Source organism: Belliella alkalica (genome assembly GCF_022549785.1).
In the GTDB taxonomy this organism is placed as follows: Bacteria; Bacteroidota; Bacteroidia; order Cytophagales; family Cyclobacteriaceae; genus Belliella; species Belliella alkalica.
On record NZ_JAKZGO010000008.1, the window covers coordinates 201,202 to 224,410 of the forward strand.

At 36.9% G+C, this 23,209-nt stretch carries 20 protein-coding genes; 7 read left to right on the top strand and 13 right to left on the bottom strand.

Annotation, left to right across the window (positions count from 1 at the left end; genetic code table 11):
* Positions 1-158: 158 nt before the first annotated feature.
* The gene (locus MM213_RS11710) at positions 159-2,486 is read right to left on the bottom strand and encodes a M1 family metallopeptidase (protein WP_241412563.1); all 2,328 of its coding nucleotides are present in this window, start codon (positions 2,484-2,486) and stop codon (positions 159-161) included.
* 59 nt (positions 2,487-2,545) lie between these two features.
* Positions 2,546-3,127, bottom strand: a complete 582-nt coding sequence (locus MM213_RS11715; protein ID WP_241412488.1) for a HupE/UreJ family protein — start codon at positions 3,125-3,127, stop codon at positions 2,546-2,548.
* A gap of 94 nt (positions 3,128-3,221) precedes the next feature.
* Between MM213_RS11715 and MM213_RS11720 the strand changes: the two genes are divergently transcribed.
* Positions 3,222-3,710, top strand: a complete 489-nt coding sequence (locus MM213_RS11720; RefSeq protein ID WP_241412490.1) for a DUF6702 family protein — start codon at positions 3,222-3,224, stop codon at positions 3,708-3,710.
* Here the strand turns inward: MM213_RS11720 and MM213_RS11725 are convergent.
* The 4 genes from MM213_RS11725 to MM213_RS11740 form a co-directional block, all read right to left on the bottom strand.
* Complete coding sequence (locus MM213_RS11725; protein ID WP_241412492.1) at positions 3,707-4,315, bottom strand: hypothetical protein; 609 nt, start codon at positions 4,313-4,315, stop codon at positions 3,707-3,709. The genes MM213_RS11720 and MM213_RS11725 overlap by 4 nt on opposite strands.
* A gap of 204 nt (positions 4,316-4,519) precedes the next feature.
* A complete protein-coding gene (locus MM213_RS11730) occupies positions 4,520-6,064 on the bottom strand; it encodes a RagB/SusD family nutrient uptake outer membrane protein (RefSeq protein WP_241412494.1) in 1,545 nt (514 codons plus the stop codon).
* Between the two features lie 25 nt (positions 6,065-6,089).
* Positions 6,090-9,164: a SusC/RagA family TonB-linked outer membrane protein gene (locus MM213_RS11735; RefSeq protein ID WP_241412495.1), complete on the bottom strand. Its 3,075-nt coding sequence runs from the start codon at positions 9,162-9,164 to the stop codon at positions 6,090-6,092.
* Between the two features lie 720 nt (positions 9,165-9,884).
* Positions 9,885-10,445: a 2'-5' RNA ligase family protein gene (locus tag MM213_RS11740; protein ID WP_241412497.1), complete on the bottom strand. Its 561-nt coding sequence runs from the start codon at positions 10,443-10,445 to the stop codon at positions 9,885-9,887.
* Positions 10,446-10,905: 460 nt separating this feature from the next.
* Between MM213_RS11740 and MM213_RS11745 the strand changes: the two genes are divergently transcribed.
* On the top strand, positions 10,906-11,820 hold the full coding sequence (locus tag MM213_RS11745) for a universal stress protein (protein ID WP_241412499.1): 915 nt from the start codon (positions 10,906-10,908) through the stop codon (positions 11,818-11,820).
* A gap of 146 nt (positions 11,821-11,966) precedes the next feature.
* Here the strand turns inward: MM213_RS11745 and MM213_RS11750 are convergent, their stop codons facing one another.
* Positions 11,967-12,458 (bottom strand): YcxB family protein, encoded by a 492-nt coding sequence (locus MM213_RS11750; protein ID WP_241412501.1) that lies wholly within the window; start codon positions 12,456-12,458, stop codon positions 11,967-11,969.
* Between the two features lie 164 nt (positions 12,459-12,622).
* On the opposite strand from MM213_RS11750, the gene MM213_RS11755 reads away from it, so the two are divergent.
* A complete protein-coding gene (locus MM213_RS11755; RefSeq protein ID WP_241412503.1) occupies positions 12,623-12,859 on the top strand; it encodes a hypothetical protein in 237 nt (78 codons plus the stop codon).
* Here MM213_RS11755 and MM213_RS11760 read toward each other — a convergent pair.
* Both MM213_RS11760 and MM213_RS11765 read right to left on the bottom strand, forming a co-directional pair.
* Positions 12,856-13,275: a Fur family transcriptional regulator gene (locus tag MM213_RS11760; protein WP_241412505.1), complete on the bottom strand. Its 420-nt coding sequence runs from the start codon at positions 13,273-13,275 to the stop codon at positions 12,856-12,858. The genes MM213_RS11755 and MM213_RS11760 overlap by 4 nt on opposite strands.
* Before the next feature lie 209 nt (positions 13,276-13,484).
* Entirely contained in the window at positions 13,485-16,010 is a 2,526-nt protein-coding gene (locus MM213_RS11765; protein ID WP_241412507.1) for a zinc-dependent metalloprotease, read from the bottom strand.
* A 123-nt stretch (positions 16,011-16,133) separates the two neighbouring features.
* Here MM213_RS11765 and MM213_RS11770 point away from each other — a divergent pair, with 123 nt between their 5' ends.
* The gene (locus MM213_RS11770; RefSeq protein ID WP_369413906.1) at positions 16,134-17,240 is read left to right on the top strand and encodes an NAD(P)/FAD-dependent oxidoreductase; all 1,107 of its coding nucleotides are present in this window, start codon (positions 16,134-16,136) and stop codon (positions 17,238-17,240) included.
* Positions 17,241-17,243: 3 nt separating this feature from the next.
* Here MM213_RS11770 and MM213_RS11775 read toward each other — a convergent pair whose 3' ends face one another.
* Positions 17,244-18,134 carry a UbiA family prenyltransferase gene (locus MM213_RS11775; protein WP_241412511.1) on the bottom strand — a complete coding sequence of 297 codons (891 nt, stop codon included), beginning with the start codon at positions 18,132-18,134 and terminating at the stop codon, positions 17,244-17,246.
* Between the two features lie 84 nt (positions 18,135-18,218).
* On the opposite strand from MM213_RS11775, the gene MM213_RS11780 reads away from it, so the two are divergent.
* From MM213_RS11780 to MM213_RS11790, 3 genes are read left to right on the top strand one after another with little or no spacing between them, the layout of a single operon-like run.
* Positions 18,219-19,295, top strand: a complete 1,077-nt coding sequence (locus tag MM213_RS11780; RefSeq protein WP_241412513.1) for a type III polyketide synthase — start codon at positions 18,219-18,221, stop codon at positions 19,293-19,295.
* The gene (locus tag MM213_RS11785) at positions 19,292-20,002 is read left to right on the top strand and encodes a methyltransferase domain-containing protein (RefSeq protein WP_241412515.1); all 711 of its coding nucleotides are present in this window, start codon (positions 19,292-19,294) and stop codon (positions 20,000-20,002) included. Before MM213_RS11780 ends, MM213_RS11785 begins: the two co-directional genes overlap by 4 nt.
* 39 nt (positions 20,003-20,041) lie before the next feature.
* Complete coding sequence (locus tag MM213_RS11790; RefSeq protein WP_241412517.1) at positions 20,042-20,920, top strand: mechanosensitive ion channel family protein; 879 nt, start codon at positions 20,042-20,044, stop codon at positions 20,918-20,920.
* A gap of 222 nt (positions 20,921-21,142) precedes the next feature.
* Here MM213_RS11790 and MM213_RS11795 read toward each other — a convergent pair whose 3' ends face one another.
* Genes MM213_RS11795 through MM213_RS11805 form a run of 3 tightly spaced genes read right to left on the bottom strand, consistent with a single transcriptional unit; the run spans position 21,143 to position 23,011 of the window.
* On the bottom strand, positions 21,143-21,310 hold the full coding sequence (locus MM213_RS11795; protein ID WP_241412519.1) for a hypothetical protein: 168 nt from the start codon (positions 21,308-21,310) through the stop codon (positions 21,143-21,145).
* Positions 21,311-21,366: 56 nt separating this feature from the next.
* Positions 21,367-22,560, bottom strand: coding sequence for a GTP-binding protein (locus tag MM213_RS11800; RefSeq protein WP_241412521.1), 1,194 nt, complete (start codon positions 22,558-22,560; stop codon positions 21,367-21,369).
* A 4-nt stretch (positions 22,561-22,564) separates the two neighbouring features.
* Complete coding sequence (locus MM213_RS11805; protein WP_241273801.1) at positions 22,565-23,011, bottom strand: hypothetical protein; 447 nt, start codon at positions 23,009-23,011, stop codon at positions 22,565-22,567.
* Between the last annotated feature and the right edge of the window lie 198 nt (positions 23,012-23,209).

Below are 23,209 nucleotides of genomic sequence, written 5' to 3' on the forward strand. Positions count from 1 at the left end.
TGAGTTCTTCTATTAAATATTAAGTTACATCATTAAGACGTAAAGAAATAAAAAATTGAGAAGACAATAATACAAATGGATAAAAAAAGTTTTTAACGGTCAAATAATATGAAAAAAGGGAGATTTCTCTCCCTTTTTATTCATAAAAATAGTAATTTTTATTTTCTCTGCGCTTTTTTCATCGGATTATCGCCAGATGAAGCACCTCTTACGCCTGCAGCTCCCTTAAAGAGTTCAAATCTGCTTGGTGCAAATGTCCGTGGCCAATAATTGTTAGATTCGTCAATATCAGCTGTTTCTCTATATGGATCCAGCAAGATGCTTTTCACTTCTTTTTTCTTCGCAAAAACTTTAGAAACTTCAGTTTCATTCAATCTCCAAATCTGTGCTGGAATTCTATCGACTTCAGAAGTTCCATCTGTATAATTAAATTGGATTATCAGTGGCATTACAAGGCCTCCGACATTCTTAAATTTCAATTCATAAAAGTTCAAGCCACTGTTCAGCAGATCTTTCTCTTGCTGACTCAATCTAGCCATAAAGTCCTTGTAAGCCTTTTCATCTTCAGGTGTCACGGTGAAAGGGTTATAACTATTATAGAAATCTCTAGTCGCAGGATCTGCCTCCAATACCGTCTCTTCTATATCTTTTGCATTGTAAGTTTTCGAGATATAGGACTCTTCTTTATCAAAAGCTTTCTTGGCATCTGCTTTTTTCTCCGCCGGAGTTCTATTATCTAATTTATACCAACTCACAGACTCTAATGAAATATCAACAGGATCTGTTCCAAAAAACCAACCTCTCCAGAACCAATCCAAGTCTACTCCTGAAGCATCTTCCAATGTTCTAAACAGATCTTCTGGCGTAGGATGTTTGAACATCCACCTTTGAGAATATTCCTTGAATGCATAATCAAAAAGCTCTCTTCCCATTACCGTCTCTCTGAGGATATTCAAGGCTGTGGCAGGCTTAGCATAAGCATTTGGGCCGAATTGGATGATGTTTTCAGAGTTAGTCATGATAGGTTCCAATAGCCTTTGGTCGCTCGCCATATAAGGAGCGATTTTATGGGCAGGTCCTCTTCTAGAAGGGTAATCTCTATCCCACTCTTGTTCTGCCATAAATTGCATAAAGGTATTCAATCCTTCATCCATCCAAGACCACTGTCTTTCGTCAGAATTGACAATCATTGGGAAATAATTGTGTCCTACTTCGTGGATAATTACTGAAATCATCCCGTATTTTACGGCATCTGTATAGGTGCCATCTTCATCTGGACGTCCATAATTGAAGCAAATCATAGGATATTCCATTCCATTGCTACCCTCTACTGAAATCGCAACAGGATATGGATAATCAAAGGTTTTGGCAGAATAAGACTTTAAAGTATGGGCTACTACTCTAGTCGAATACTGCTCCCAAAGTGGGTTGCCTTCTTTTCCATAATACGACATGGCCATGACATCGTTTCCACCTTGCTTGACTGCCATAGCGTCCCAAATAAATTTACGGGATGAAGTCCAAGCAAAATCCCTCACATTCTCTGCATGGAAAATCCATGTTTTCTTATCTTTAGACTTCCCTTTTTCCAATCTCTCAGCCTCTGCTTGAGTTCTAATTACTACTGGCTTGTCATACGATTTTTTCGCCTGCTCCCAGCGATCAAGTTCTGTTGAAGAAAGTACTTCCTCTGGATTTTGCAAAACACCAGTGGAACCAACCATGTGGTCAGCAGGGACGGTGATTTTCACTTTATAATCTCCAAAAGTCAAGGCAAATTCTCCTCTACCTACAAACTCCTTATTCTGCCATCCTTCAAAGTCGGAATAAACAGCCATTCTAGGAAACCATTCCGCCATTGTATAAAGGTAATTGCCATCTTTTTCAAAAAACTCGTATCCCGGGCGACCACCAATGAAGCTCATTCTATCATGGATATTGAAAGTCCAATCTACAGTAAATTCAAATTTCTCTCCCGCTTTCAATGGTTGCGGTAAATCAACTCGCATCATCGTGTTATTGATCGTAACCGGAATATCATCACCTGACATTGTCTTGACAGCATTGATTTTGTACCCAAGGTCTTGATCGTGCCATACGATTCCTTCAAGCTGCCTCATAGACATTCTTGGATTGATGCTGCTCGTTGCCATTTTTGGAGTATTGGAATCTGCCGCTCTTTCATTCTGATCAAGCTGAATCCACAGATATGTCAATTGATCTGGAGAGTTATTGAAATAAGTGACTTTTTGCCAACCTTTAATTGATTGGTTGTCATCATTCAATTCTACTTCGATTTCATGATCTGCTTTTTGTTGCCAATAAAGGTGACCAGGCGCTCCTGATGCTGTTCTGTAAACATTTGGAGAGCGAAGCATCGTCCCCAACTGTTCAAATTTCTCTGCATGGTTTCTTTCAGCCTTTTGGGCAAATGTTGCAAATGAACACATAAGTGCAAATGCAAGGAAGGTAAATATTCTATACATATAGTAGCTATTATAGTCAATGACCCTAAAGTCAAAATCTTTGTTAATATAGTTATTTTCTACCAAAACTTCGTGTCTATCATCATCATGATAGCCATCCCAAGTACAATGGAAGAAATCGTAATTGTCCATTCTTTTCTATTGACACCAATAAGACCAACTATCAGTGAAGAAGCAATCAGGAATATCGCAACGATCGCCAATTGCCCTACTTCTAGACCAATGTTGAATGCCAATAACGGCTGGAATATCGACGCTTCTCTACCTAGGAGAGATCTTAGGTAATTGGAGAAACCAAGACCATGAATGAGTCCGAAGAATAATGCGAAAATGTAATTCAACTGTATTCCACGACTATTGCTCGGCTTAGGTTTGAGAATATTGGCAAATGCTGTGATGGCTATAGTCACTGGTATCAGGAATTCAATCAAATTTGAATTGACTTTTACAATATTCAATGTCGCCAAGGCCAAAGTGATCGAGTGACCGATTGTAAATGCTGTTACCAGTATCAAGATTTTTTTCCAATCTCGGGCTACATAGATCGCACAAAGCGCTATCACAAAAAGGATGTGATCGAAACCTTTAATATCTAGAATATGCTTATATCCTAACTCAAAATACAATTGAAATTGGCTCATTTTTGCCTTAAGAATTTAAAATTATTTTTGCTTCACATTACGGGAATGTAAGTATAATGCATAATTTGCAGAAAAAGTACAATTACGCTCTCAAATGGTATATAATTATATTTTCACGTTAATCTTAGGATGGAAGGTTTTGTTCCATCCATTTTATATCAGTCTGACAGATATCAGGTACAATGAATCTTCGAGCACGATCGAAGTTGCACAAAAGATTTTTTGGGATGATCTCGAAAGAGGGCTGGGTGAGACTTTTGATACAAAGATAGACTTTTTGAATCCTAAGTCACCCAACAAGCTCAAAGAGATGGTGGAGAAATATGTGATACAGCATAATGAAATCATCATCAACGAAAAAAAAATCAACTTGTCCTTCTTGGGTTATGAAATCGAGGATGAGGCAGTTTGGATATATTTAGAAGGTGAAAGCTCTGGAATTCCCAAAACAGTTAATATTCGAAATACAATTCTTATAGATCAATTCAATGACCAGCAAAATATTGTAAATTTCTATATTGGCAAAAAGCCCAAGAGTATGATCCTTTACAAAGACAAAACTTTTGGGGATTTAAGTTTTTAAGGTCTAGCCAATTTTGCGACTAATCTTTGTCTTTCAAGTCTTCTCACAATATTTCTCATCAGGTGATTATGAATTACATCGTAACCACTCAAAGTGGTACCATCTACTCTGAAATTACCCATCCAGACTATCTCCTTAGTGTCTTTATCCAATAAGAAGCAATTATAACTTGCATTATCGGAAACTTGAGACGTTCCATTTACGATTCTGACGTTTTGCCAAAATCCTCTTTCATCTACAATTAAAATTCCTTTAGAATCATTGTTATCCAGTTTTTCTAGGTACTCCTCAAAATTTACATCTGACTGCACTTCAAAAAAATCTTCCATAAATGTTAATGGGGTAGGATTGAAATTTCTTTTCATACTCCTTTGAAATTGCTCTCTCACTTTAGTAGAAGCTAGCTTATTGAAGTTAGGCTTTATTGATTTTTCAAAAAATTCTTCAGTGAAAGCTGTATAATCAATTCCACCACTTGCGGTAACTACCAATAAGGAGGTATAAAATCTTGGTTCTTCCACAACTCGGTTTTCTGTTACTCTAACAGATGCGCAGGAACTGACTATTGCCAAAACTAATAGGAGTGGTAGGATTCTTTTTATCATAAGTTATTTTACTTACTTTTTTAGTAAAGGTTTAGAATTGGTAAAAATATATCAATTTATTAGGCTATTGGTAAGAAATCGGATATACATACATTTTTCCTTAAAAGGAAATACATGCATTTAATATGTCCTGATTTTGCAAAAAAAGCCTGATGAAATCGTAAGATCTCATCAGGCTTTAATTATTTTAAATCAAGCTCACTATTAATACCCAGGGTTCTGAGGTAGTGGAGCGGTATTATTTGTCAAGATTTCTTCCAAAGGAATCGGCCAAATGAACAAGTGGCTAGAATAAGGAAGTTCATAATCTGTAGGAATTTCTCTATTAGTAGTATAGAAATCAATGTTGGTAATAGACCTAGATGTAGCCTTCAAAGGAACACCAGGAATAACCCCACCACCAGCTAATCTATGGATATTAGGGAATCTTCTTCCTTCTGCAAGGAACTCTATTCTTGTTTCATTGATGATAGCAGTCAAAAGATCATTAGGAGTAGCAAAATCTGCAAGTGTAAAAGATGGAACAGTTGCAGGCAATGCTCTATCCCTTACTGTGTTTAGCAAAGCAAGTCCAGCAGCCAAATCAGGTGTAGCTTTTCTAACATGAGCTTCTGCAGCAGCTAAAACAACTTCAGCAAATCTTATTACAATCGAAGGATCAGAGAATGTGATATTGTCAGTATACTTATAAGTGTACATTCCCAGTGGGCCTTGACTTACCATTCCATCACTGTCTCCTGCGATAGATCTTCTAGTATCTTGTGGATGCCAGAAATCTGACCTCCAGATCAATGGGCTAATCTTAACTAGACCTCTAGCTCCATTCTCTGGATTTCCGTACATGTTTGGAAGAGCACCATTTACACCAGCATTAGACAATGCAGAATTTTCAAAAGAAAAAAGATTGTCAGTACTAGTTCCATTTCTGAAAGGAGTCAATGGATTTGCGGTTACTTCAAAGTTTGGTGCTAGCTTATTATATTCAGCAATTACACCATCAAAATCTTCCATATGAAGTTTTACCCTAGCCTTCAACGCGATGGCAGCAGCTCTTCTTGCTCTATAAGCATTTCCAGCTTCAGGTAGAATTTGTTCTGCTTCATTTAGATCAGCCAATAATTGATCATAAACAGACTGTACAGTACCTCTTCCAACTTGCTCTCCTGGCTCTACTTTAGACACATCATTAATTGCAAATGTTCTGTAAGGTACACCCATTGCAGATGGATCATCAGCATAAGGTCTAGCAAAATAAACTACCAATTCATGATGCGCTAAAGCTCTCAAAAACAAAGCTTCACCTCTATATCTATCTCTCAAAGCTTGAGTCAAGACACCACTTTCTAATGCAGGGTCAAGGTTTTCAAGAACAATATTGGCTCTATTGATCATTCTATAAAGAGAGATCCACTGTCCATTATTGTTTGCAGTGTTTGGATTGTATGTATGTGTGTAAGTTACTTCGTAAAACAACTGATCGTTATACATATCTTCACCTCTCATATCACCTTGCTGAGTCGAGGCAGCACCAAAAGGATAACCCCTTTGAACCGACCCTAAATAAAACCCTCTTTGAGCAGCTTCATATACACCTAAAACAGCAGCATTAATTCTACTAGCATCAGCAAAAGCTTCATTATCAGGGATAATATTTGCTGGCTGTAAATCTGTCACATCACAAGAAGCCATTCCAAACATTGCAAGGGCAACTAAGACAGATTTTATTTTTATTGAAATATTTTTTTTCATTTTCTTAATTTTTTAGAGTCTTTAATTAAAATCCAACATTAAGACCTACGGACCATGTTCTAATGATCGGAGCTACGTTTTGATCAATACCAAAACTCAATTGACCTGAGAAGGAGTTTGACTCAGGATCCAATCCTGAATATTTTGTAAAGATCAAAGGATTTTGAACTTGTGCAAAGAATCTTGCACTTCTGATGTTTCCATTAAATGTACTCTCCATAAACGTTCTAGGAACTCTATACCCTATAACAATATTCTGAACCCTTACAAAATCACCTCTCTCAATGAATCTTGAGTTAGAAGCAGAAGTCTGCCAAGTGTTAGAATCTCTACCTGAATAAAGTCTAGGAATATCTGTTACTTGACCACTTTCAGTCCATCTGTTTTGGATTTCAGCAAGGTTATTTGAGAATCCAAGCCCAAGAAGACCTCTTTTTGTTTCATTCATGATAAAGTTACCACCAGAATATCTAATAAAGATCTCAGCATCCCAATTGCCATAAGTGAAGTTGTTTGACCAACCACCTTGGTATTTTGGAAGCGTGTTACCCAAGAAAGACTGTGTAGGTGCAGAACCCGCAACTGATACATTTCCTGGATCAGCAGGGTCATAAGCTCTCCATGCAGATGCTCCTTGTAACTGAACGATATTATCTCCGCTGAAATACATGGCATTACCATTAGCAGGATTAACTCCAGCCCATCTGAATCCATAAAGTTGAGCAATTGGGCCTCCTTCTACAGTTCTATTGTAAGTACCTGTAAGCGGTTGAACTAATCTCGTAACTTCATTATTCAACCAAGTAAAGTTGAAATCAGTATTCCAAACAAAGTCACCTCTCTGCAATACTTTTGTCATCACTCTTAATTCAACACCTTGGTTAAACAATGCACCTACGTTTTGACTGATAGTGTTTCCAGGAATACCTAAAGAAGGAGCAGTTGGTGCATTCAATACCAAACCATCTACATTGTTATAGAAATAATCCGCAGCAATTGTTACATTACCTACAGTCATATCCATACCTATGTTAAACTTCTTAGAAGTTTCCCACTGAAGCGCTACGTTAGCTACGTTAGAATATCCAATACCAGCACCGGCAGCCGCCAATACAGGACCAAAACCACCTGCATAAGGGAAAGATCCACCTGGTAATTCTACGTTACCTACTTCTGCATAAGAAGCCCTTACTTTGAAGTCTGATATCACACTGCTATTGAAAAACGATTCATCTGAAACTCTCCATCCAATAGACCCACCTGGGAAGGTTCCACGCCTGTTTTCAGGGGCTAACTGAGAAATACCATCATTTCTTACAGTCAATGACAATAGATATTTTCCTTTGTAGCTATAGTTTACTCTACCAAAATAAGAATCAAATCCCTGCTCAGAAAATCCTCCAGAAGAAAATTGATTGTTATAAGAACCAGTAATCAAACCTCTAAATCTGAAGAATTCATCAGAAAAGTCAGTACCCGAAGCAGTAAAGTTATAGAAATTTGTGTACTGATATTCCATACCTGCAGTTACGTTGATATTGTGGTCATCAGCAATTACAGTTTGATAATTCAAAGTGTTTTGCCAGTTCCATCTGAATACAGGGTTGTATCTCATAGTAACAGATCCATTCGCACTTCTACCATCTCCATGTCTTGGATCAAGAGAAGTAAAATCATCTGCCATTGTCAAATCAATTCCTATTTGTGATCTTGCAGTCAATCCTTGTGCGATATCAACTTCTGCATACGCATTACCCAAAACTCTGTGGTTTCTGTTTCTGTAAACGTTGTTTTGCAATACATAAGCAATGTTAGGAATGTTGTTATCCGGTCCTGCTAAGTTAGCTCCAAAACCAGTAGTTGCACCGTTTGCAGTGATATTGAATCCTCCAAAAGCAGTATTTTCTGGGTCATAGATTGGAACGTTTGGCAACGCTCTTGTAGCATTGTACATAGCTCCAGAAAGTGAATTCCCTCCATTGTTCAAACCTACGATTTCAGTATATGTATAAGATAAGCTTTTACCTATTCTGATTCTGTTTGAAATTGAATGGTCAAGGTTTGATCTAAATGCATATCTTTTCAAATCATTGCTTTTGATAGCGGACTCTTGATCAGTAAAGCCTGCAGAAAAGAAATATTTAGTATTTTCAGATCCACCACTTACAGAAAGGTTATGTTGTTGTGTAATACCTTTTCTAAAAATAGCATCTTGCCAATCTGTGTTTACTCCAGGATTCGCCAACAAGGATTGTCCAAGGTTTGCTCTCTTCTCATTAGCAATTACAACCCATTCGTCACCAGTCAATAGATCGAATCTGTTTACATCTTCATTGAAACCAGTACTCATGCTGTAGTTTACCTGAGCTTTACCTGTTTTTCCTCTTTTAGTAGTGATCAAAATCACACCATTTGCGGCTCTAGAACCGTAGATTGCAGATGCTGAACCATCTTTCAATACTTCGTACGACTCAATGTCCGCAGGGTTGATATTTGAAAGCGGGTTGGCAGAAACAGAAGCAGAGCGATCTGAATCTACTACAGGAACACCATCGATCACGATCAAAGGATCGGCACCACCCGAAAGTGAGTTAACACCTCTAATTCTGATGATAGGTCTTGCACCAATGATCCCAGAAGGAACAGTAACTTGCACACCTGGTGCTCTACCTGCCAACTGTGTATCAAATGAAGGTGCTACTAAGTTTTCTATAGCCTCATTGCTTATAGACGTAACAGAACCTGTTACATCTCTTCTTTCTTGGGTACCATAACCTACTACCACTACTTCACTTAGTGTTTTTACATCTGGCTCCAACACTACGTCAATTTTGGAGTTGTTTCCGATTGCCATTTCTTTTGTCAAAAAGCCGACAAAACTAAAAACCAATGTACCTGATCCTTCAGGAGCATTGATTGAGTAGCTACCATCAAGGTCAGTAATTGCACCAACGGTAGTTCCCTTCACACGAACATTGACACCTGGTACACCTTCTGGCTCTTCAGCAGAAGTAACCCTTCCTGTCACTGTCCGACTCTGTGCTGCGACAGTCAAAACCGTCATTACAGCAAACACAAAGCTGAGTAAAATTTTCTTCATAAGGATAATAATTAGTTTTTGTGAACAATAAAATTCTATTCCAAAAATGATATTAATTTTCTTAAAATCCAATTTTCATGTTTTTATTGAGATCAATAGATCCCTATTATTCTTTCATTATCCTTTTGTCAGAATATTATTCTGATGAATACTAATTTTTTTGATTAATAATAGTAAATACCCCAGATCTAGCTCTATTTTCGAAATATCTATCATCATTTTCTTGTTTAGAAAAAATTAAATACCACCACTAAATACATTACTATTTCTACTACACAAGTGAAAATAGTGTAAGGTTGTTGAAAAAGAATCATTGATTAATGATAACACATGAATTACAAAACAATATTTTGAAGCTTTTTTATTTTTTTTTGAAAACTTATTTAAGGATATAATTGACCATTTAAAGAAAAATAAAGGTTTTCCTATAATAAAGCTTTGAAATGAATGTCATTTTTATTGCTTTTTTCTAGTTTAAATATGTCCGATTTGCTACACATATAGTATCCGTTCATTAATGTAACTTCAGCTAGCCATAGCAAGAATGCGAAGTATTAAGCACGTATGATTATTGAGGATAGGCAAAAAAATTGGAAGCGGAAGAACTGTCAAAGGTTAGTAAATCCACTCATTTGTGGACACTTGATAAGCTCTTAGAAATGATAGCAATTTAAAGATAATATGAAAACAAAATTTAAATAATCAGGATCACAGGGTTCATTAATTAGTTATTGAATTGAGATTGATTTCTTTGATTGATATCCATCTATTATCTATTTTTTTCAGAAGTGAAAATTTATCGAATTTTACAGAATGGTTGAAATCAAGTCCTTTTGTGTAATTCCAGTATTCTTCAAAAAACTTTACTTTCATATCTTTAAAAGCTATTGTCATATGCGGATGGTAGTTTGTATCACTTAGCTCCTTGACTAGTTTTAGTTCGCGCTTACAAAATTCAGCCAATGCTGATTGCATCAATCCCAGCTGTTCACTTTGCTTCACCTTTATGTAAATAACTCTATTTCCAAACTTACCAAAGCCTTGAAAACTAAGTTTTATACTTTTGTGATTCCTTGCGAATATTTCCAAGCTATTTATCAAATTATCCTCCTTGGCTTCATTCCATCCAAATGGCATCTTTAAGGTAACATGTGCTGGTGATTTCAATGCATATTTGAGTCCAAATTTTTCTTTCAAATCCTCTTTGATAGCAGTTACTTCTTCTTGAAGAGCTCCTACTGGAACTAATGCTATGAAATATTTACAAATATTTTTTGCCATTGTAGGCAAATATATTTGAATTTGGATGATACTCAATAATAATCAATATGATTATCCGCAATCATGCCACTAATCAATTAAACGATTGTTTTTGGGCAAACTGATACTAATAGATTTTGGATATTTATTGATATTGGTTCGAAATCACAGGTTAATTCGATTATTTAGATTCTATTGGTATGAAAACGGATATACATAATAATCAAAATCTATGAATGGAGTGATACCAGTAATTTTTTAAGTAAGTTCTCTTTGATTCATTGCGATCCAACAGAGGTGGACAAGTTATTTATTGGCAATAGATATTGATATGAATCATACATTATTACTAGAATCATAATCTATTGGTAAAGTAGCCGATAATCATAAAATCAAACATGAAATATAGATAATTCTCCATGGGATTTGAGAAATCTCAAAGCAAACTGCTAAATTGAACCACCATTGAGAAACTACAGATATGAAGAATTTTGAAAAGGCGATGATTGGCCTTGACCTCAGCGAAATGGATGAAATCCTCATTCGAAAAGTTGCTTTTGTCAGTGAAGCATTGGGCTTCAAAAAATTGTACTTGGTGCATGTAGCAAAAGACCTTGTGCTACCTGAGGAAATCAGAAGTGCTTACCCCGACTTATTAGCTCCGATGGACGAGACAATCACAGCAGAGATAAAATCCTTAGTCAATCAGGAAAAAACGCTGGATAAATCTATCGAAATAGAAATTATAGTCTTGGAAGGGAATCCTATGGAAACCTTTTTAAGATCTGCCAAAGTCAAAGATGTTGATCTGATCATTATGGGTAGAAAAGATGAGCTACCGGGTAGTGGTTCCCTTTCCAAAAATCTTGCTCAAAAAGCGCCATGCTCAGTTTTATTTCTAACTGAACGAGGACCTGTTGCAGTTCCCAAAAAAATAATGGTACCGCTTGATTTTTCTGATCATTCCAATATTTCATTCGAGTTTGCTACACAACTCAACAACAACCTCAATGCAGAGATTATCGGTTTGCATATTTATGATGTTCCTACAGGATATTATAAAACCGGAAAATCCTACGAGGAATTTGCAAAAATTATGGAAGAAAATGCAAAGAAAAGCTACCAAGATTTTCTTCAAAAAAATAAGTTGAGATCATTTGATTGCCTATTTTTTCTTAGAGACAACGGAAATGACGGAAGGCATATCCTGAAATTGGCAAAGGAAAACAATGTAGATCTTATCATTATGGGGAGCCGTGGGCGAACCAATTCAGCGGCAGCTCTACTCGGAAGTACAGCTGAAAAAATCGTTCAGCTAAACAATGAAATCCCAATGTTAGTGTTTAAGAAAAAAGGAGAAACAATGAGTTTTCTCCAAGCTTTGATGAAACTATAATTTTGGTAAGTCCAATATTATAAGCAAATCAAAAAAAATGAATAAAGCCGATACTCGTCAAAGATCAACAGGTATCGGCTTTATAAAAAAATTTTATGTATTTGAACTCATACACTGAGCCAAACAATACAATTTTTGAAGCATGATCAAGAAGATATTGGTTTTTCGGCTAAGTATCCTTTTCTTCTTAGGATAGTTTCAACGAATTTTTTATCATTTTCCGAATTGAAAATCCTGTAAGGAAGATGAATAAATTGTGCTTTTGACATTGTCAAAACAAAAGCATCCTTAGTGGCTTCTACTTTTTTGATCATATTCCAGTTGATGGGCATGCCCTGTTTGGCATTTAGCTTCATCATCACTTGCCTACTATCAATCTCATAGGACATTTTCTCAAACATTACTTTATTTTGTTCCATTTGGGTGACACCTGCAAATTGGATTACCCAGAACAATAAATAAAGGATGTAAGCCAAAATAGCCATACTTATCCACCACCAAGAAGCAATCCAAAAGTATCCACATGCTATTGCTATAGCAATAAGAATAACCCACCATTGCTCTTTAAGGACATTGACAAGCCCCATTTTTATATAAGTACCAGATTCGAGTTTGTGTTTTTTTGTCTTTACTATCATTATTTTTGAAATTTCAGTCTGCAAATATCCGATGATATCGGCTATTTACCAAGCTAAGCAACAACCTTTAATTTATTAAAAAAAAAATCTAACCAATTATGGATAAAAATTGTTATTAATTGATACTTATCTCAATATGTTATATATTAAAGAAATTTTACAATATGAATAGTCTAATTGTTGATTTGGTTTTGCTCGGTCTCACATACGTTGTGTTGATCTACTTCGTTGCTACACTGACCAAAGCGAGGTTAAATCATAGAAACAATGACTCAAGAGATGATGGAGATGGAGGGGTGGAAAATTATACACCTCCCAAAATTGATTTGCCTCCTGGAATTGTTTGGCCAAAAGACAGCATCATTGAAAAAACTAGGGATAAATCTCCAGTAAATTATTAACTGCATTTGTCACAGATTCCTTGTATCAGTAAGCTAACTTCCCTATTGATAAAGCCAGAAGGTAGCTCGATTTTTGGTAAAACAGCCTCTTCAATGCACTTGGTCTGTCCACATTTTTCGCATTTGAAATGAACATGGTCATGGTCGTGGTGGTCATGATCTTCGTGAGAATGCATACACAATGCATACTTAGCTGCACCACTATCATCAAGAACTTTGTGTATTAGATCATTGTCCAAAAAGGTTTTCAATGTCCTATATATAGTAACTCTATCAAAATCCTTCTGAAAAATTTGTTCCAAATCAGCATGGGAGAGCGCTGCTTGTTTTTTCAAAAATGCATCCAAAACCTCTTTCCTACAATTTGTTATCCTGAGATTATGCTCTTTTAGTATTTCTAGGGGAGTTATAGCCATGCTTTACTTTAATTACTTCTTACATGGTAAAAATAGTGATTATTTTCACTTCTTCCACAAAAGTATTGATATACGGAACTTTGCCAATGATGATTTTAATTCCAGGATTTCTACAAAGTCAGATAAAACTAAAAAGCCAGCTTGATTACAGGCTGGCTTTTTAGTTATCAATTTTCAAATAGCTTGGTGAACACCTAAGCCATCCATAATTATTTTGGATCCAAGATAGCTTTTACTCTTTCCAAAGCATCTTCGAGATGAAGTTTTGATGCCCTGTCTGAAGTTCTGCCAATGGAAGCAGTAATTTGTCTCTGTAAAGTTTTCAGCTCACCTCTGACCATAGGTCTGATATCAGATTGTGATGCATTTATTTGAGGGCCTGCAAATCTCCTGAAGTTAGCAGGAAGGTTTGGCTCATTGTTGGTCATCAAATATTCCAATCTTTCGATATGAGCTCTTTGAAGACTTCTTCTATGGACATCGATCGTCTTGCCACTGCTTAGCTCCGTCCAGATTCCAGCTCTCAAGTCATCAAAAAGTTCGGTCATTGAATAAGCATCTGAGCCATTCAATGCCTCATTTTCTATTACCCTGCCTAATCTTCCCCATTCAAGGATACCATTCAAAGCACCGACTTGTACGCCTCGGATTCTCTCAAGAGCACCAAAATCTCCAATTCTAGCTATTATATCCTGATCCATCATCCAAGTTGGCGTTTTAAACAATTCGTTGTTTAAGAATTGAACTGCTCTTTTTTGTGTGGCTTTGTCAGTATGATGGTATACGGCTTCGTTCTGACCTGTAGATTTATAAATTTCATATACTCCACCGACATTGGTTCTCACATGCCCCATGTATCTGTTGTATTGTCCAATCACTTGGCCATACATTTCTTCCAAATCTGCATAACCTTTGAATGGCTTATCTTCCTCGGCAGTCCAGTCCATAAGGTTCGGAAGGATCACTTTAAGGTTTTTGATTCCATACTCAGAAGCTTTCATGGCATCGTCACCTAGGTCTTCACTTTGGGTACTTGGATCATAATTATTGCCTTGACGTCCAAATCTATAGATAGGATCGTCTGCTTTTTCCAAAATCCACTTGTTCAAGGTAGCTTGCTCCTCTTCTGGGGTTTTTGCTTCTAATATTGGTCGATACCCCCAAGCAATAGAGTACTTGTCATAAGGGCCCACATTTGGCATCAGGCTGACATTTTTGTCTTCTGGCTGTGCTACATAGTTGAATCTAGCATAGTCCATGATCGATGGAGCCGTACTGAACTTGTCAGTGAAAGTAGCAGACCTCAAAGAATCCACAGGATAAGCATGTGAAGATGCAAAGTTATGTGGCAAACCTAAAGTATGCCCTACTTCGTGAGAAGAAACAAACTGGATCAATCTACCCATTACTTCTTCTCTGAATTTCACTCCTCTAGCTTCTGGATTTACAGCAGCTGTTTGGATAAAAAACCAGTTTCTCAACAAATTCATTACGTTGTGATACCATCCTATGTCAGATTCGATGATCTCACCTGATCTTGGATCAGATACATGTGGCCCATATGCATTTTGAATATCCGATGCAAAGTATCTGATTACAGAATATCTAGCATCTTCGGCACTCCAATCTGGATCTTCCTCTGGAGTAGGTGCGTCTTTTGCGATAATTGCGTTTTTGAATCCAGCTTCTTCAAAAGCTGCTTGCCAATCTTCCACTCCTTGCTTTAGGTATGGTATCCATTGGGTAGGTGTAGCAGGATCTATGTAAAACACGATAGGTTCTTTTGGCTCTACCAATTCACCTCTTTTGAATTTTTCATAATCCTCTTCTTTTACTTCCAATCTCCATCTGTCTAGAAATCTTCTGGAAGTGGCTTTCTGCTCATCAAGACCGAAATCCACAACTGATCTGCTGAACCAACCAACTCTCTGATCTGCAAGACGCTGCATCATTGGCTCTTCAGGTAACAGTACCATTGATGAGTTCATCTCTACTGTGATCAAACCTGTGCTAGAATTTGAAGGTGGTTCTGTCGCAGCGTAGGTCATTACATACCTAGCCTCGATATTCTTAGGATATGGACTGATTCTTTCGATGTAAGATCTGTCTGCATCCAATCTTGTTACTTTGTATTGCGTCCTGTTGTTTCGTGGAAGGCCTATAGCCTGTACATCTTTGCTAAAAAGATCCGTCACCTCAATGACAACACCTTTATCATCTTTGGCTTTTGCTTTTACGTCAAATTTCTGAAGGATCGGCTCCAAATTGGAAGCTTTTACAGCTATCGAAATTGGAAGTGAATCAGCAGCTGTATTCGTGTAAGAAACGACTCTCAATAGAACATTGTCTTTATCTTTGTCCCATCTTACCAACAAGGTATTCGTTCTTTCTCCACCATATCCAATGCCTTCGGCAGTTTTTGCGATGGTAGTCACGATCAGCATTTCCCTTCCGAGCATTTCTTCTGGGATTTCGTAGAAATATTTTCCTTCTATCTCATGTACCTTGAAAAGCCCTTCTTTGGTCACTGCTTTTGAAGTGATTACTTCAGAATATGGCTTTGGACCAGTTTTGGGAGTTTGCGGTTTTGGAGCTGCTGCCGCTACAGGAGCATCTTTCTTGCTGTTCTTTTTCTTTTTGTTCTGTGCAATGCCTTCTTCTGCAAAAAGCAATGATCCCAAAAAGAAAAAGCACATCAAAATTTGATGTAATTTTTCTTGGGTAAACTTCTTCATATTAATTTTAGTTGACTTTTAGATATTGAAATTAACTCGTTATTGATGAGAATTCTTAAGGGTCGACAACTAAATTTGATAAGCGGTAGATCAATAAAATAAAAGGTAGAAAAATTTATGAGCATGCATGACATTGTGATTATCGGAGGAGGGTTGGCAGGATTGACAGCGGCAAATTTACTTTCAAAACAAGGAAGGCAAGTTTTGGTGATCGAAAAGAAGCGCTATCCTTTTCACAGAGTATGCGGAGAATACATCTCTAACGAAGTCAAGCATTTTTTGAAAAAAGAAGGTTTGTTTCCACATGCCATAGAAGTATCAAACATTGACACTTTCCTTTTGACTTCAGTAAAGGGGAAAAGTGTTTCAATGTCATTGGATTTGGGTGGGTTTGGGATTAGCAGATTTGTGTTGGATGATTTTTTATACAAAAAAGCCATTGGTAACGGAACTGATTTTTTGGTAGAAACTCAAGTAGAAGCTGTGCATTTTGAAAAGAAAGAAGATAGGTTTTGCATCACATTAGGTAATGGGAAAGAGATCAGTTGCAAACATGTTATAGGTGCATTTGGCAAGCGTTCGAAGGTCGATAAGTCACTAGATAGAGATTTTATCAAAAAAAGAAGTCCATATATAGGAGTCAAGTATCATATCAAAACCGATTTTGATAAAAAAACGGTGGCCTTGCATAATTTTGAGGGTGGCTATTGTGGAATCAATAGTATAGAAGACCAAAAATTCAATCTTTGCTACCTTGGTTCTAGAGATCAGTTGCGCGAGGCAGGCAATATTGAAGAGATGGAAAGACAATATTTATGGAAGAACCCATTTTTGAAAGAGATTTGGCAAAATAGCGAGTTTTTGTTTGAAAGACCTGAGGTAATCAACGAAATCAATTTTTCCCCAAAAAAGCCAATAGAAAGTCACATAATAATGGCTGGAGATGCAGCAGGACTAATCACACCTCTTTGCGGTAATGGAATGGCTATAGCGATTCATACGGGAAAGCTTGCAGCTGAAGCTATCTTGAATCATAAGGAAAGGAGCAATATTGAGTCAAGTTATACAGAGGCTTGGGTGAGGAATTTCAAAAGTAGACTGTGGATAGGAAGAAACGTACAGAAGCTCTTTGGTGCCAACATTGTATCTGAGTTTTCAGTAGGACTGATACGGAATTCTAACTTTGTAGCCAGAAATATTATGAAAAGAACCCATGGACAACCTTTTTGATAATTAGATTACCTGCAATATTTGAGTATTCTCAAGAAAATACCAAAAAAAGAAAATGTTCAATGCAATAGCCGAAATCCTATTCATCCACATAGCCCAAGTGTAATTTGCATATTTTTCTTGATCTTTTCTTACAAACCAAAACCAGACATAGAAGTAAAGAACTACAGGTAGCATCGCTGCCAAGAAGCCGTAGAAAGCCCAATCTTGATTTTTGGCTAAAAAAAACCAAGCAAATGCTAATCCAGCAAACAAAAACCAGATTGAAGAAAAAAGGAATGTTCCTTTGATGCCAAGCTTGAGACTTAGTGTTTGATCACCTCTTTTTGAGTCCTCATCATGCTGATAAACTTGAGTCAAAGGATATGAACCCCAAAGCATGATCGATGTCAATAAACCGGGGATAAACACATGAGCCTTGCCAAATACTTCGAAACCAAAATCGCTCAATCCTGCATAAGCCATACAAAATGTGAAACAGCCCTGAAAAAACCCAGCAACAACCCAGCTGATATAAGGCATTTTTTTCAACCTGATCGAAGGGTGACTATAAGCCATTGATACTAATCCATAAATTACTACCATGCTTGCAAAATAAATATTTATACAAGCAGCAATAATTATCGATGCCAGAAAGAAAATTAATGAAAGAAAATAAAGATCTTTTTTGACTTTTGGAGGGTTTTTTAATCCACCGATACTTCCTTCATCTTTATCAAAATAGCTGTTGTAGCCATTGCTAGAAGGGTAAAGGAATAAATGTAAAGTAATGAAAACCAACAGCATCCTTACGGGATTATGGTTTGGTGTAAAAGCCAAAGCAAAAATAAATACAGGAAGAAGGTAAAAGGAAAAAGGAATTCGAAGATGTTTCCAACTTGATAGACTGAACATATATTGATTTGTTTTGCTAACTTTTGGGAAAAGTACTTGTTTAGAATAAAGCATCCAAATATTTTAAAAGAGAGAACTCACCCAATGGACAATTATATTTTGAGTATAGGTACTGCTAATCCCGGTACACCGATTCCCCAACAACAGATCAGCAGGTTTATGCACCAAGCCCATCAGTTGGATGAGAGTGAGTCTCGAAAGCTGAAGTTTGTATACAGGCATTCGGGTATCGATTCGAGACATAGTGTTCTAAATGATTTTAGATATGAAAATCCAGAGGAGTTCACATTTTTTCCGAAAAATTCAGATTTGGAACCTTTCCCAAGTACACAAGATAGAATGAAAGTGTTCCAAGAGACAGCAGTGGGGCTGGGTAAAGAAGCAATCGGGAACTGCTTGGAAAAATCATCATTAGAAACCAAAGATATTACACACCTAATATTGGTGTCTTGCACAGGCATGTATGCTCCAGGGCTAGAAATAGATCTAATCCACGAGATTGGTTTTCTATCCACAATCGAGCGTTATAGTATTCATTTTATGGGTTGCTATGCGGCATTCAATGCCATAAAGTTGGCTGACAGGATTTGTGACTCAGACCCAAAAGCTAATGTCCTTATACTTTCGGTGGAGTTGTGTACGATTCATTTTCAAAAAAAATACACCGAAGATAATCTTATTGCCAATGCCATTTTTGGAGACGGTGCAGCGGCTGTACTCATTTCAAAAAATGGAAGAGGACTGAAAATCAAAAATTATGGTAGCCAGATTGTAAAGGAAGGAGCAAATGATATGGCTTGGTCCATTGGAGATTTTGGTTTTGAAATGAAGCTGAGCAAATATGTACCTGAGTTGCTGAGTCAAGGAATTCACAACCTTATGAGCTATTTGGAATCAAAGCATCAGCTTTCGTCGATTTCACACTTTGCAGTACATCCGGGAGGCAAGCAGATCTTGCAAAAAGTGGAAGAAGCTTTCAAAATCTCATCAGAACAAAACAGCTTTTCCCACGATATACTTCAGGAAAAAGGGAATATGTCATCTTCGACTATCCTATTTGTATTGGAAAAATGGCTCGAAGACCAACAGAAATCAGGTGATATACTTGCGATGGGTTTTGGCCCTGGATTGACATTAGAGACACTTTTATTGGAGAAATGATGGGAAGATTCAGCCAAAGGAGTTACGAAAAGGAGATCATGGATGATTTGGAGTTTGAAGGGCCTGTATTGGAGCAATCACTCAAAGAGCTCAGGACCATCAACAAATTGTTGGGAGGCAATAAAGTAACGACTACAGGCTTGGATTTTATTATGAAAAAGTATCCACAGGAAAATTACCTCATCGCAGATATTGGTTGTGGTGGGGGAGATATGATCAGAGTGATGGGGGATTGGGCAAAAAAGAAAAACATCAAATGTGAGTTTATAGGTATAGATGCCAATCCAAATACAATTGAATTTGCCAAAGAGCGATTAAATGATTTGGATCATGTAAACTTTAGAGCACAAAATGTTTTTGAAGATAGCTTTGAAAAAGAGCAAGTTGACATCATAACTTGTACGCTTTTTACGCATCATTTCACAGACAAGGAACTTTTAAGGCTTTTAAGTTCTTTTATAAGTAAGGCAAGATTGGGAATCATTATAAATGATCTTCACAGGCATAGGTTAGCATATTATAGTATAAAGTTACTCACCCGTCTTTTTTCAAAATCTCCAATGGTTCAAAATGATGGGCCCCTATCAGTTCTTAGAGCATTTTCTAAGCAAGATTTACAATTGCTTATAAAATCATCCAACATTAAAACCCCACAGATTAAATGGTTCTGGGCATTCCGTTGGCAAGTTATCATTTTGACACCCTAGTCTTGTTATAAAATTATTTAAAAAATTAAACCTTTAATAATGGAATTAGATTTAGAAACCATTTCAGAAATTAAAAGAAAAGCAGTAGAGTTTTTATTTGAATTTGGCCCAAGGATTTTGGGAGCCTTGATTGTATTTATCATTGGTAAAATAGTCATAGGATTTTTGGTAAAGGCATTACATAAAGTATTTGAGAAGTATAATATAGACCCTTCATTGTCATCTTTTCTAAAAAGCTTTGCTAGTGCTATATTATATGTATTGCTATTAATTACAGTGGCCTCCACCCTTGGCATAGAAATGACATCATTCTTGGCAATTCTGGGTGCTGCAGGTTTAGCTATTGGTCTAGCACTGCAAGGATCACTGTCGAATTTTGCGGGTGGGGTATTGATATTAATTTTCAAACCTTTCAAAGTAGGAGATACAATTGAAGCGCAAGGCACATTGGGAGCAGTGGAAAAGATAGATATTCTCTATACTAAAGTGAGAAACTTTGACAACAAAGTAGTAACGCTTCCCAATGGTGTGTTGGCAAATAACTCTATCACAAACTTATCCGAAAAACCTACTAGAAGAGTTGAGATGGCAGTTGGCGTTGCTTATGGAACTGACTTGAAGAAAACTAGACAAGTTATCCTTGATACCTTGAAAAAAGATGAAAGAATACATGCTGAACCTGAACCTGTCGTGAAATTCACAAGCTTTGGTGATAGTTCACTTGATCTTTCTGTGAGATGTTGGGCAGATGCTGGTGATCTTTGGCCTGTATATTGGGACAATATGGAAGCACTCAAAGAAGCATTTGAGGCCAATGATATTGAGATTCCATTCCCACAAAGAGATGTGAATCACTATTATCCTGAAGGAATACCAGCAGCGAAAGTTAAAGAAGATTCTGAAGGTAGTCAGGTATAACCTCTCAATTTGAAATGAAAAATATGGTTATACTGAACTTATCCAGTAATGATTTTAATGCATTCATTTGTCCTAAATCAATAGTGGATTGATATAGGATACTGCCAGAAATTGGTTTGAAGCAATCAATTAAACCCACTGGAAAAGAAGCATATGACCACATAAAAAAAAGCTACCCAGAATCAACTGGGTAGCTTTTAATATATAAAATCAACCTTTATTTCAACTTTTTTCATTTGCTGAATTTTTGGATTTTTTTCCCTTTTTACTGTCAGATGCACAACCTATATTTCTGGTCAGATCGACATCGTCAGGAATCCCTCCAAAACCTTCGCTGAAATCCCATTCTTCAGCTTCTTCTTCATTTTTTTGTCCCTTTTTCTTTGCCATATTTGTTTAACGTAAAATCAGCAAAAAAAGACAGGTATTTCCAGAAATCATTGGATTTAGATAGGCCAATTATCTGAGAATTTTTCTCCATTTAGAAAATCCGCAACTTCCAATGGAGTCAACAAACAAGAATCCAGTTCATTTATTATTTTTTCTTTGTCCATATCTTGGCCAATAAGTACCAACTCATTTTGTCTATCTCCAAAATTCTTGTCCCATTTGGACTCTATGTACTCTTGGTTGTCTATATAGGAAGCATAGCGACTTCTTTCTTTGAAAGGCATGCTCGCCCACCAAACGCCAACAGGGTCTGCTTTGACAGAACCTCCAGCTTGAGACCACGATATTGCCTGATCCTTTCTAGATGCTATGTAAAATAGCCCTTTGCTTCTGATAATGCCTGCAGGCCAATTGAATGAGATGTATTCCCAAAATCTCTGGGGATGGAATGGACGTTTGTCCCTATAAACAAAGGAAGAGATTCCATACTCCTCTGTTTCGGGAACATGTTCATTCTCTAGTTCTGCCAACCATCCTGCGGATGCGGATGCTTCCTCAAAATCAAACATTCGAGTATTGAGAATTTCTTTGGGATCAACTTTGCTATGATTGCTGATGATGATTTTTGCACCAGGATTGAGCTTATAGAGGATTGCCTTCAATTCTGAAATATGGGCAGCAGAGACTAAATCGGCCTTATTGAGAATAATGACATTGGCAAATTCGATTTGATCTGTAAGGAGATTTACGATAGTTCGTTGATCTTCTTCGTCATCATTAAGCTTCTTGGAATGTACGGTATCACTGCTTCCAAAGTCCTTGTAAAAATTTAGCGCATCTACTACGGTAACCATAGTATCTAGTCGGCTGAATTTGGATAGGTCAATGCCTTTTTCATCATCTACAAAACTGAAAGTCTGTGCTACGGGAAGCGGTTCGGAAATTCCAGAGCTTTCGATCAAGAGGTAGTCAAACCTGTTTTCTTTTGCCAATCGCTCCACTTCTAACATGAGATCTTCCCGGAGTGTGCAGCAAATACAGCCATTGCTCATTTCTACAAGCTTTTCTTCAGTCCTAGAAAGTGTGTTTTCTTGGCGAACTAACTGCGCATCGACATTGATCTCGCTCATGTCGTTGACAATTACTGCTACTTTCAAACCTTCTTTGTTGTGTAAAATATGGTTGAGGAGTGTTGTTTTCCCCGCTCCCAAAAAACCACTAAGAACAGTTACAGGAAGTTTGTTTTGCATTTTTTCAGTCTAAGATGATCTCGGCATCTTGAAGGATAAAATTCAGCTCGTCTATATCATTCTCGTTGAGCTTCAATTTACCCTTGATTTTGACGATTTCATCAGTTTTGATTTTACGATTGGGTTTCTTTTTAAGATAGCCTACGACAATACTTTCAGGTCCAGCTCCTCCACAGAAGAAACATTCTGCCATGGGAAATTTCGAAAGCACGGCAATATTCGATGCATTCATATCTAAGGGAATATAGAACCCCGATACAGTAACCACCTTTCCCTCAAATTCCATCAATTCATCTGGAAATTTTGGGTAAAGAAAATACATGCCAAACTCTCGGTTCAATTTCTCCACAAACCTGGTTTTGGAAAACATAGCCCACATATCAGGCTCTACGCTTACCATACTGCTGAGGAGCAAAAGCCCTCCAATTAACGTTAATGCTATCTTTTTCATCGTGTTCATTTTTTTTGAAAGAAGGCTCTGAACCTAAATTCAGAGCCTATTGTCAACCATCATCATTCAAATGAAGAGAACACTATGTGAATGATATGGTTCAAAGGTAAGATTTTATTGATTACAAACGCAACATTGTTGCATTTATATTTTTTTTCATTTTAATTCTTCTCAAAAATCAAATCTAATTTACTTCTA

Bases quoted from the DNA above. Each gene is read 5' to 3' on its own strand.
- MM213_RS11710 (WP_241412563.1), bottom strand. From the start codon at position 2,486: ATGTATAGAATATTTACCTTCCTTGCATTTGCACTTATGTGTTCATTT.
- MM213_RS11715 (WP_241412488.1), bottom strand. From the start codon at position 3,127: ATGAGCCAATTTCAATTGTATTTTGAGTTAGGATATAAGCATATTCTA.
- MM213_RS11720 (WP_241412490.1), top strand. From the start codon at position 3,222: ATGGTATATAATTATATTTTCACGTTAATCTTAGGATGGAAGGTTTTG.
- MM213_RS11725 (WP_241412492.1), bottom strand. From the start codon at position 4,315: ATGATAAAAAGAATCCTACCACTCCTATTAGTTTTGGCAATAGTCAGT.
- MM213_RS11730 (WP_241412494.1), bottom strand. From the start codon at position 6,064: ATGAAAAAAAATATTTCAATAAAAATAAAATCTGTCTTAGTTGCCCTT.
- MM213_RS11735 (WP_241412495.1), bottom strand. From the start codon at position 9,164: ATGAAGAAAATTTTACTCAGCTTTGTGTTTGCTGTAATGACGGTTTTG.
- MM213_RS11740 (WP_241412497.1), bottom strand. From the start codon at position 10,445: ATGGCAAAAAATATTTGTAAATATTTCATAGCATTAGTTCCAGTAGGA.
- MM213_RS11745 (WP_241412499.1), top strand. From the start codon at position 10,906: ATGAAGAATTTTGAAAAGGCGATGATTGGCCTTGACCTCAGCGAAATG.
- MM213_RS11750 (WP_241412501.1), bottom strand. From the start codon at position 12,458: ATGATAGTAAAGACAAAAAAACACAAACTCGAATCTGGTACTTATATA.
- MM213_RS11755 (WP_241412503.1), top strand. From the start codon at position 12,623: ATGAATAGTCTAATTGTTGATTTGGTTTTGCTCGGTCTCACATACGTT.
- MM213_RS11760 (WP_241412505.1), bottom strand. From the start codon at position 13,275: ATGGCTATAACTCCCCTAGAAATACTAAAAGAGCATAATCTCAGGATA.
- MM213_RS11765 (WP_241412507.1), bottom strand. From the start codon at position 16,010: ATGAAGAAGTTTACCCAAGAAAAATTACATCAAATTTTGATGTGCTTT.
- MM213_RS11770 (WP_369413906.1), top strand. From the start codon at position 16,134: ATGCATGACATTGTGATTATCGGAGGAGGGTTGGCAGGATTGACAGCG.
- MM213_RS11775 (WP_241412511.1), bottom strand. From the start codon at position 18,134: ATGTTCAGTCTATCAAGTTGGAAACATCTTCGAATTCCTTTTTCCTTT.
- MM213_RS11780 (WP_241412513.1), top strand. From the start codon at position 18,219: ATGGACAATTATATTTTGAGTATAGGTACTGCTAATCCCGGTACACCG.
- MM213_RS11785 (WP_241412515.1), top strand. From the start codon at position 19,292: ATGATGGGAAGATTCAGCCAAAGGAGTTACGAAAAGGAGATCATGGAT.
- MM213_RS11790 (WP_241412517.1), top strand. From the start codon at position 20,042: ATGGAATTAGATTTAGAAACCATTTCAGAAATTAAAAGAAAAGCAGTA.
- MM213_RS11795 (WP_241412519.1), bottom strand. From the start codon at position 21,310: ATGGCAAAGAAAAAGGGACAAAAAAATGAAGAAGAAGCTGAAGAATGG.
- MM213_RS11800 (WP_241412521.1), bottom strand. From the start codon at position 22,560: ATGCAAAACAAACTTCCTGTAACTGTTCTTAGTGGTTTTTTGGGAGCG.
- MM213_RS11805 (WP_241273801.1), bottom strand. From the start codon at position 23,011: ATGAAAAAGATAGCATTAACGTTAATTGGAGGGCTTTTGCTCCTCAGC.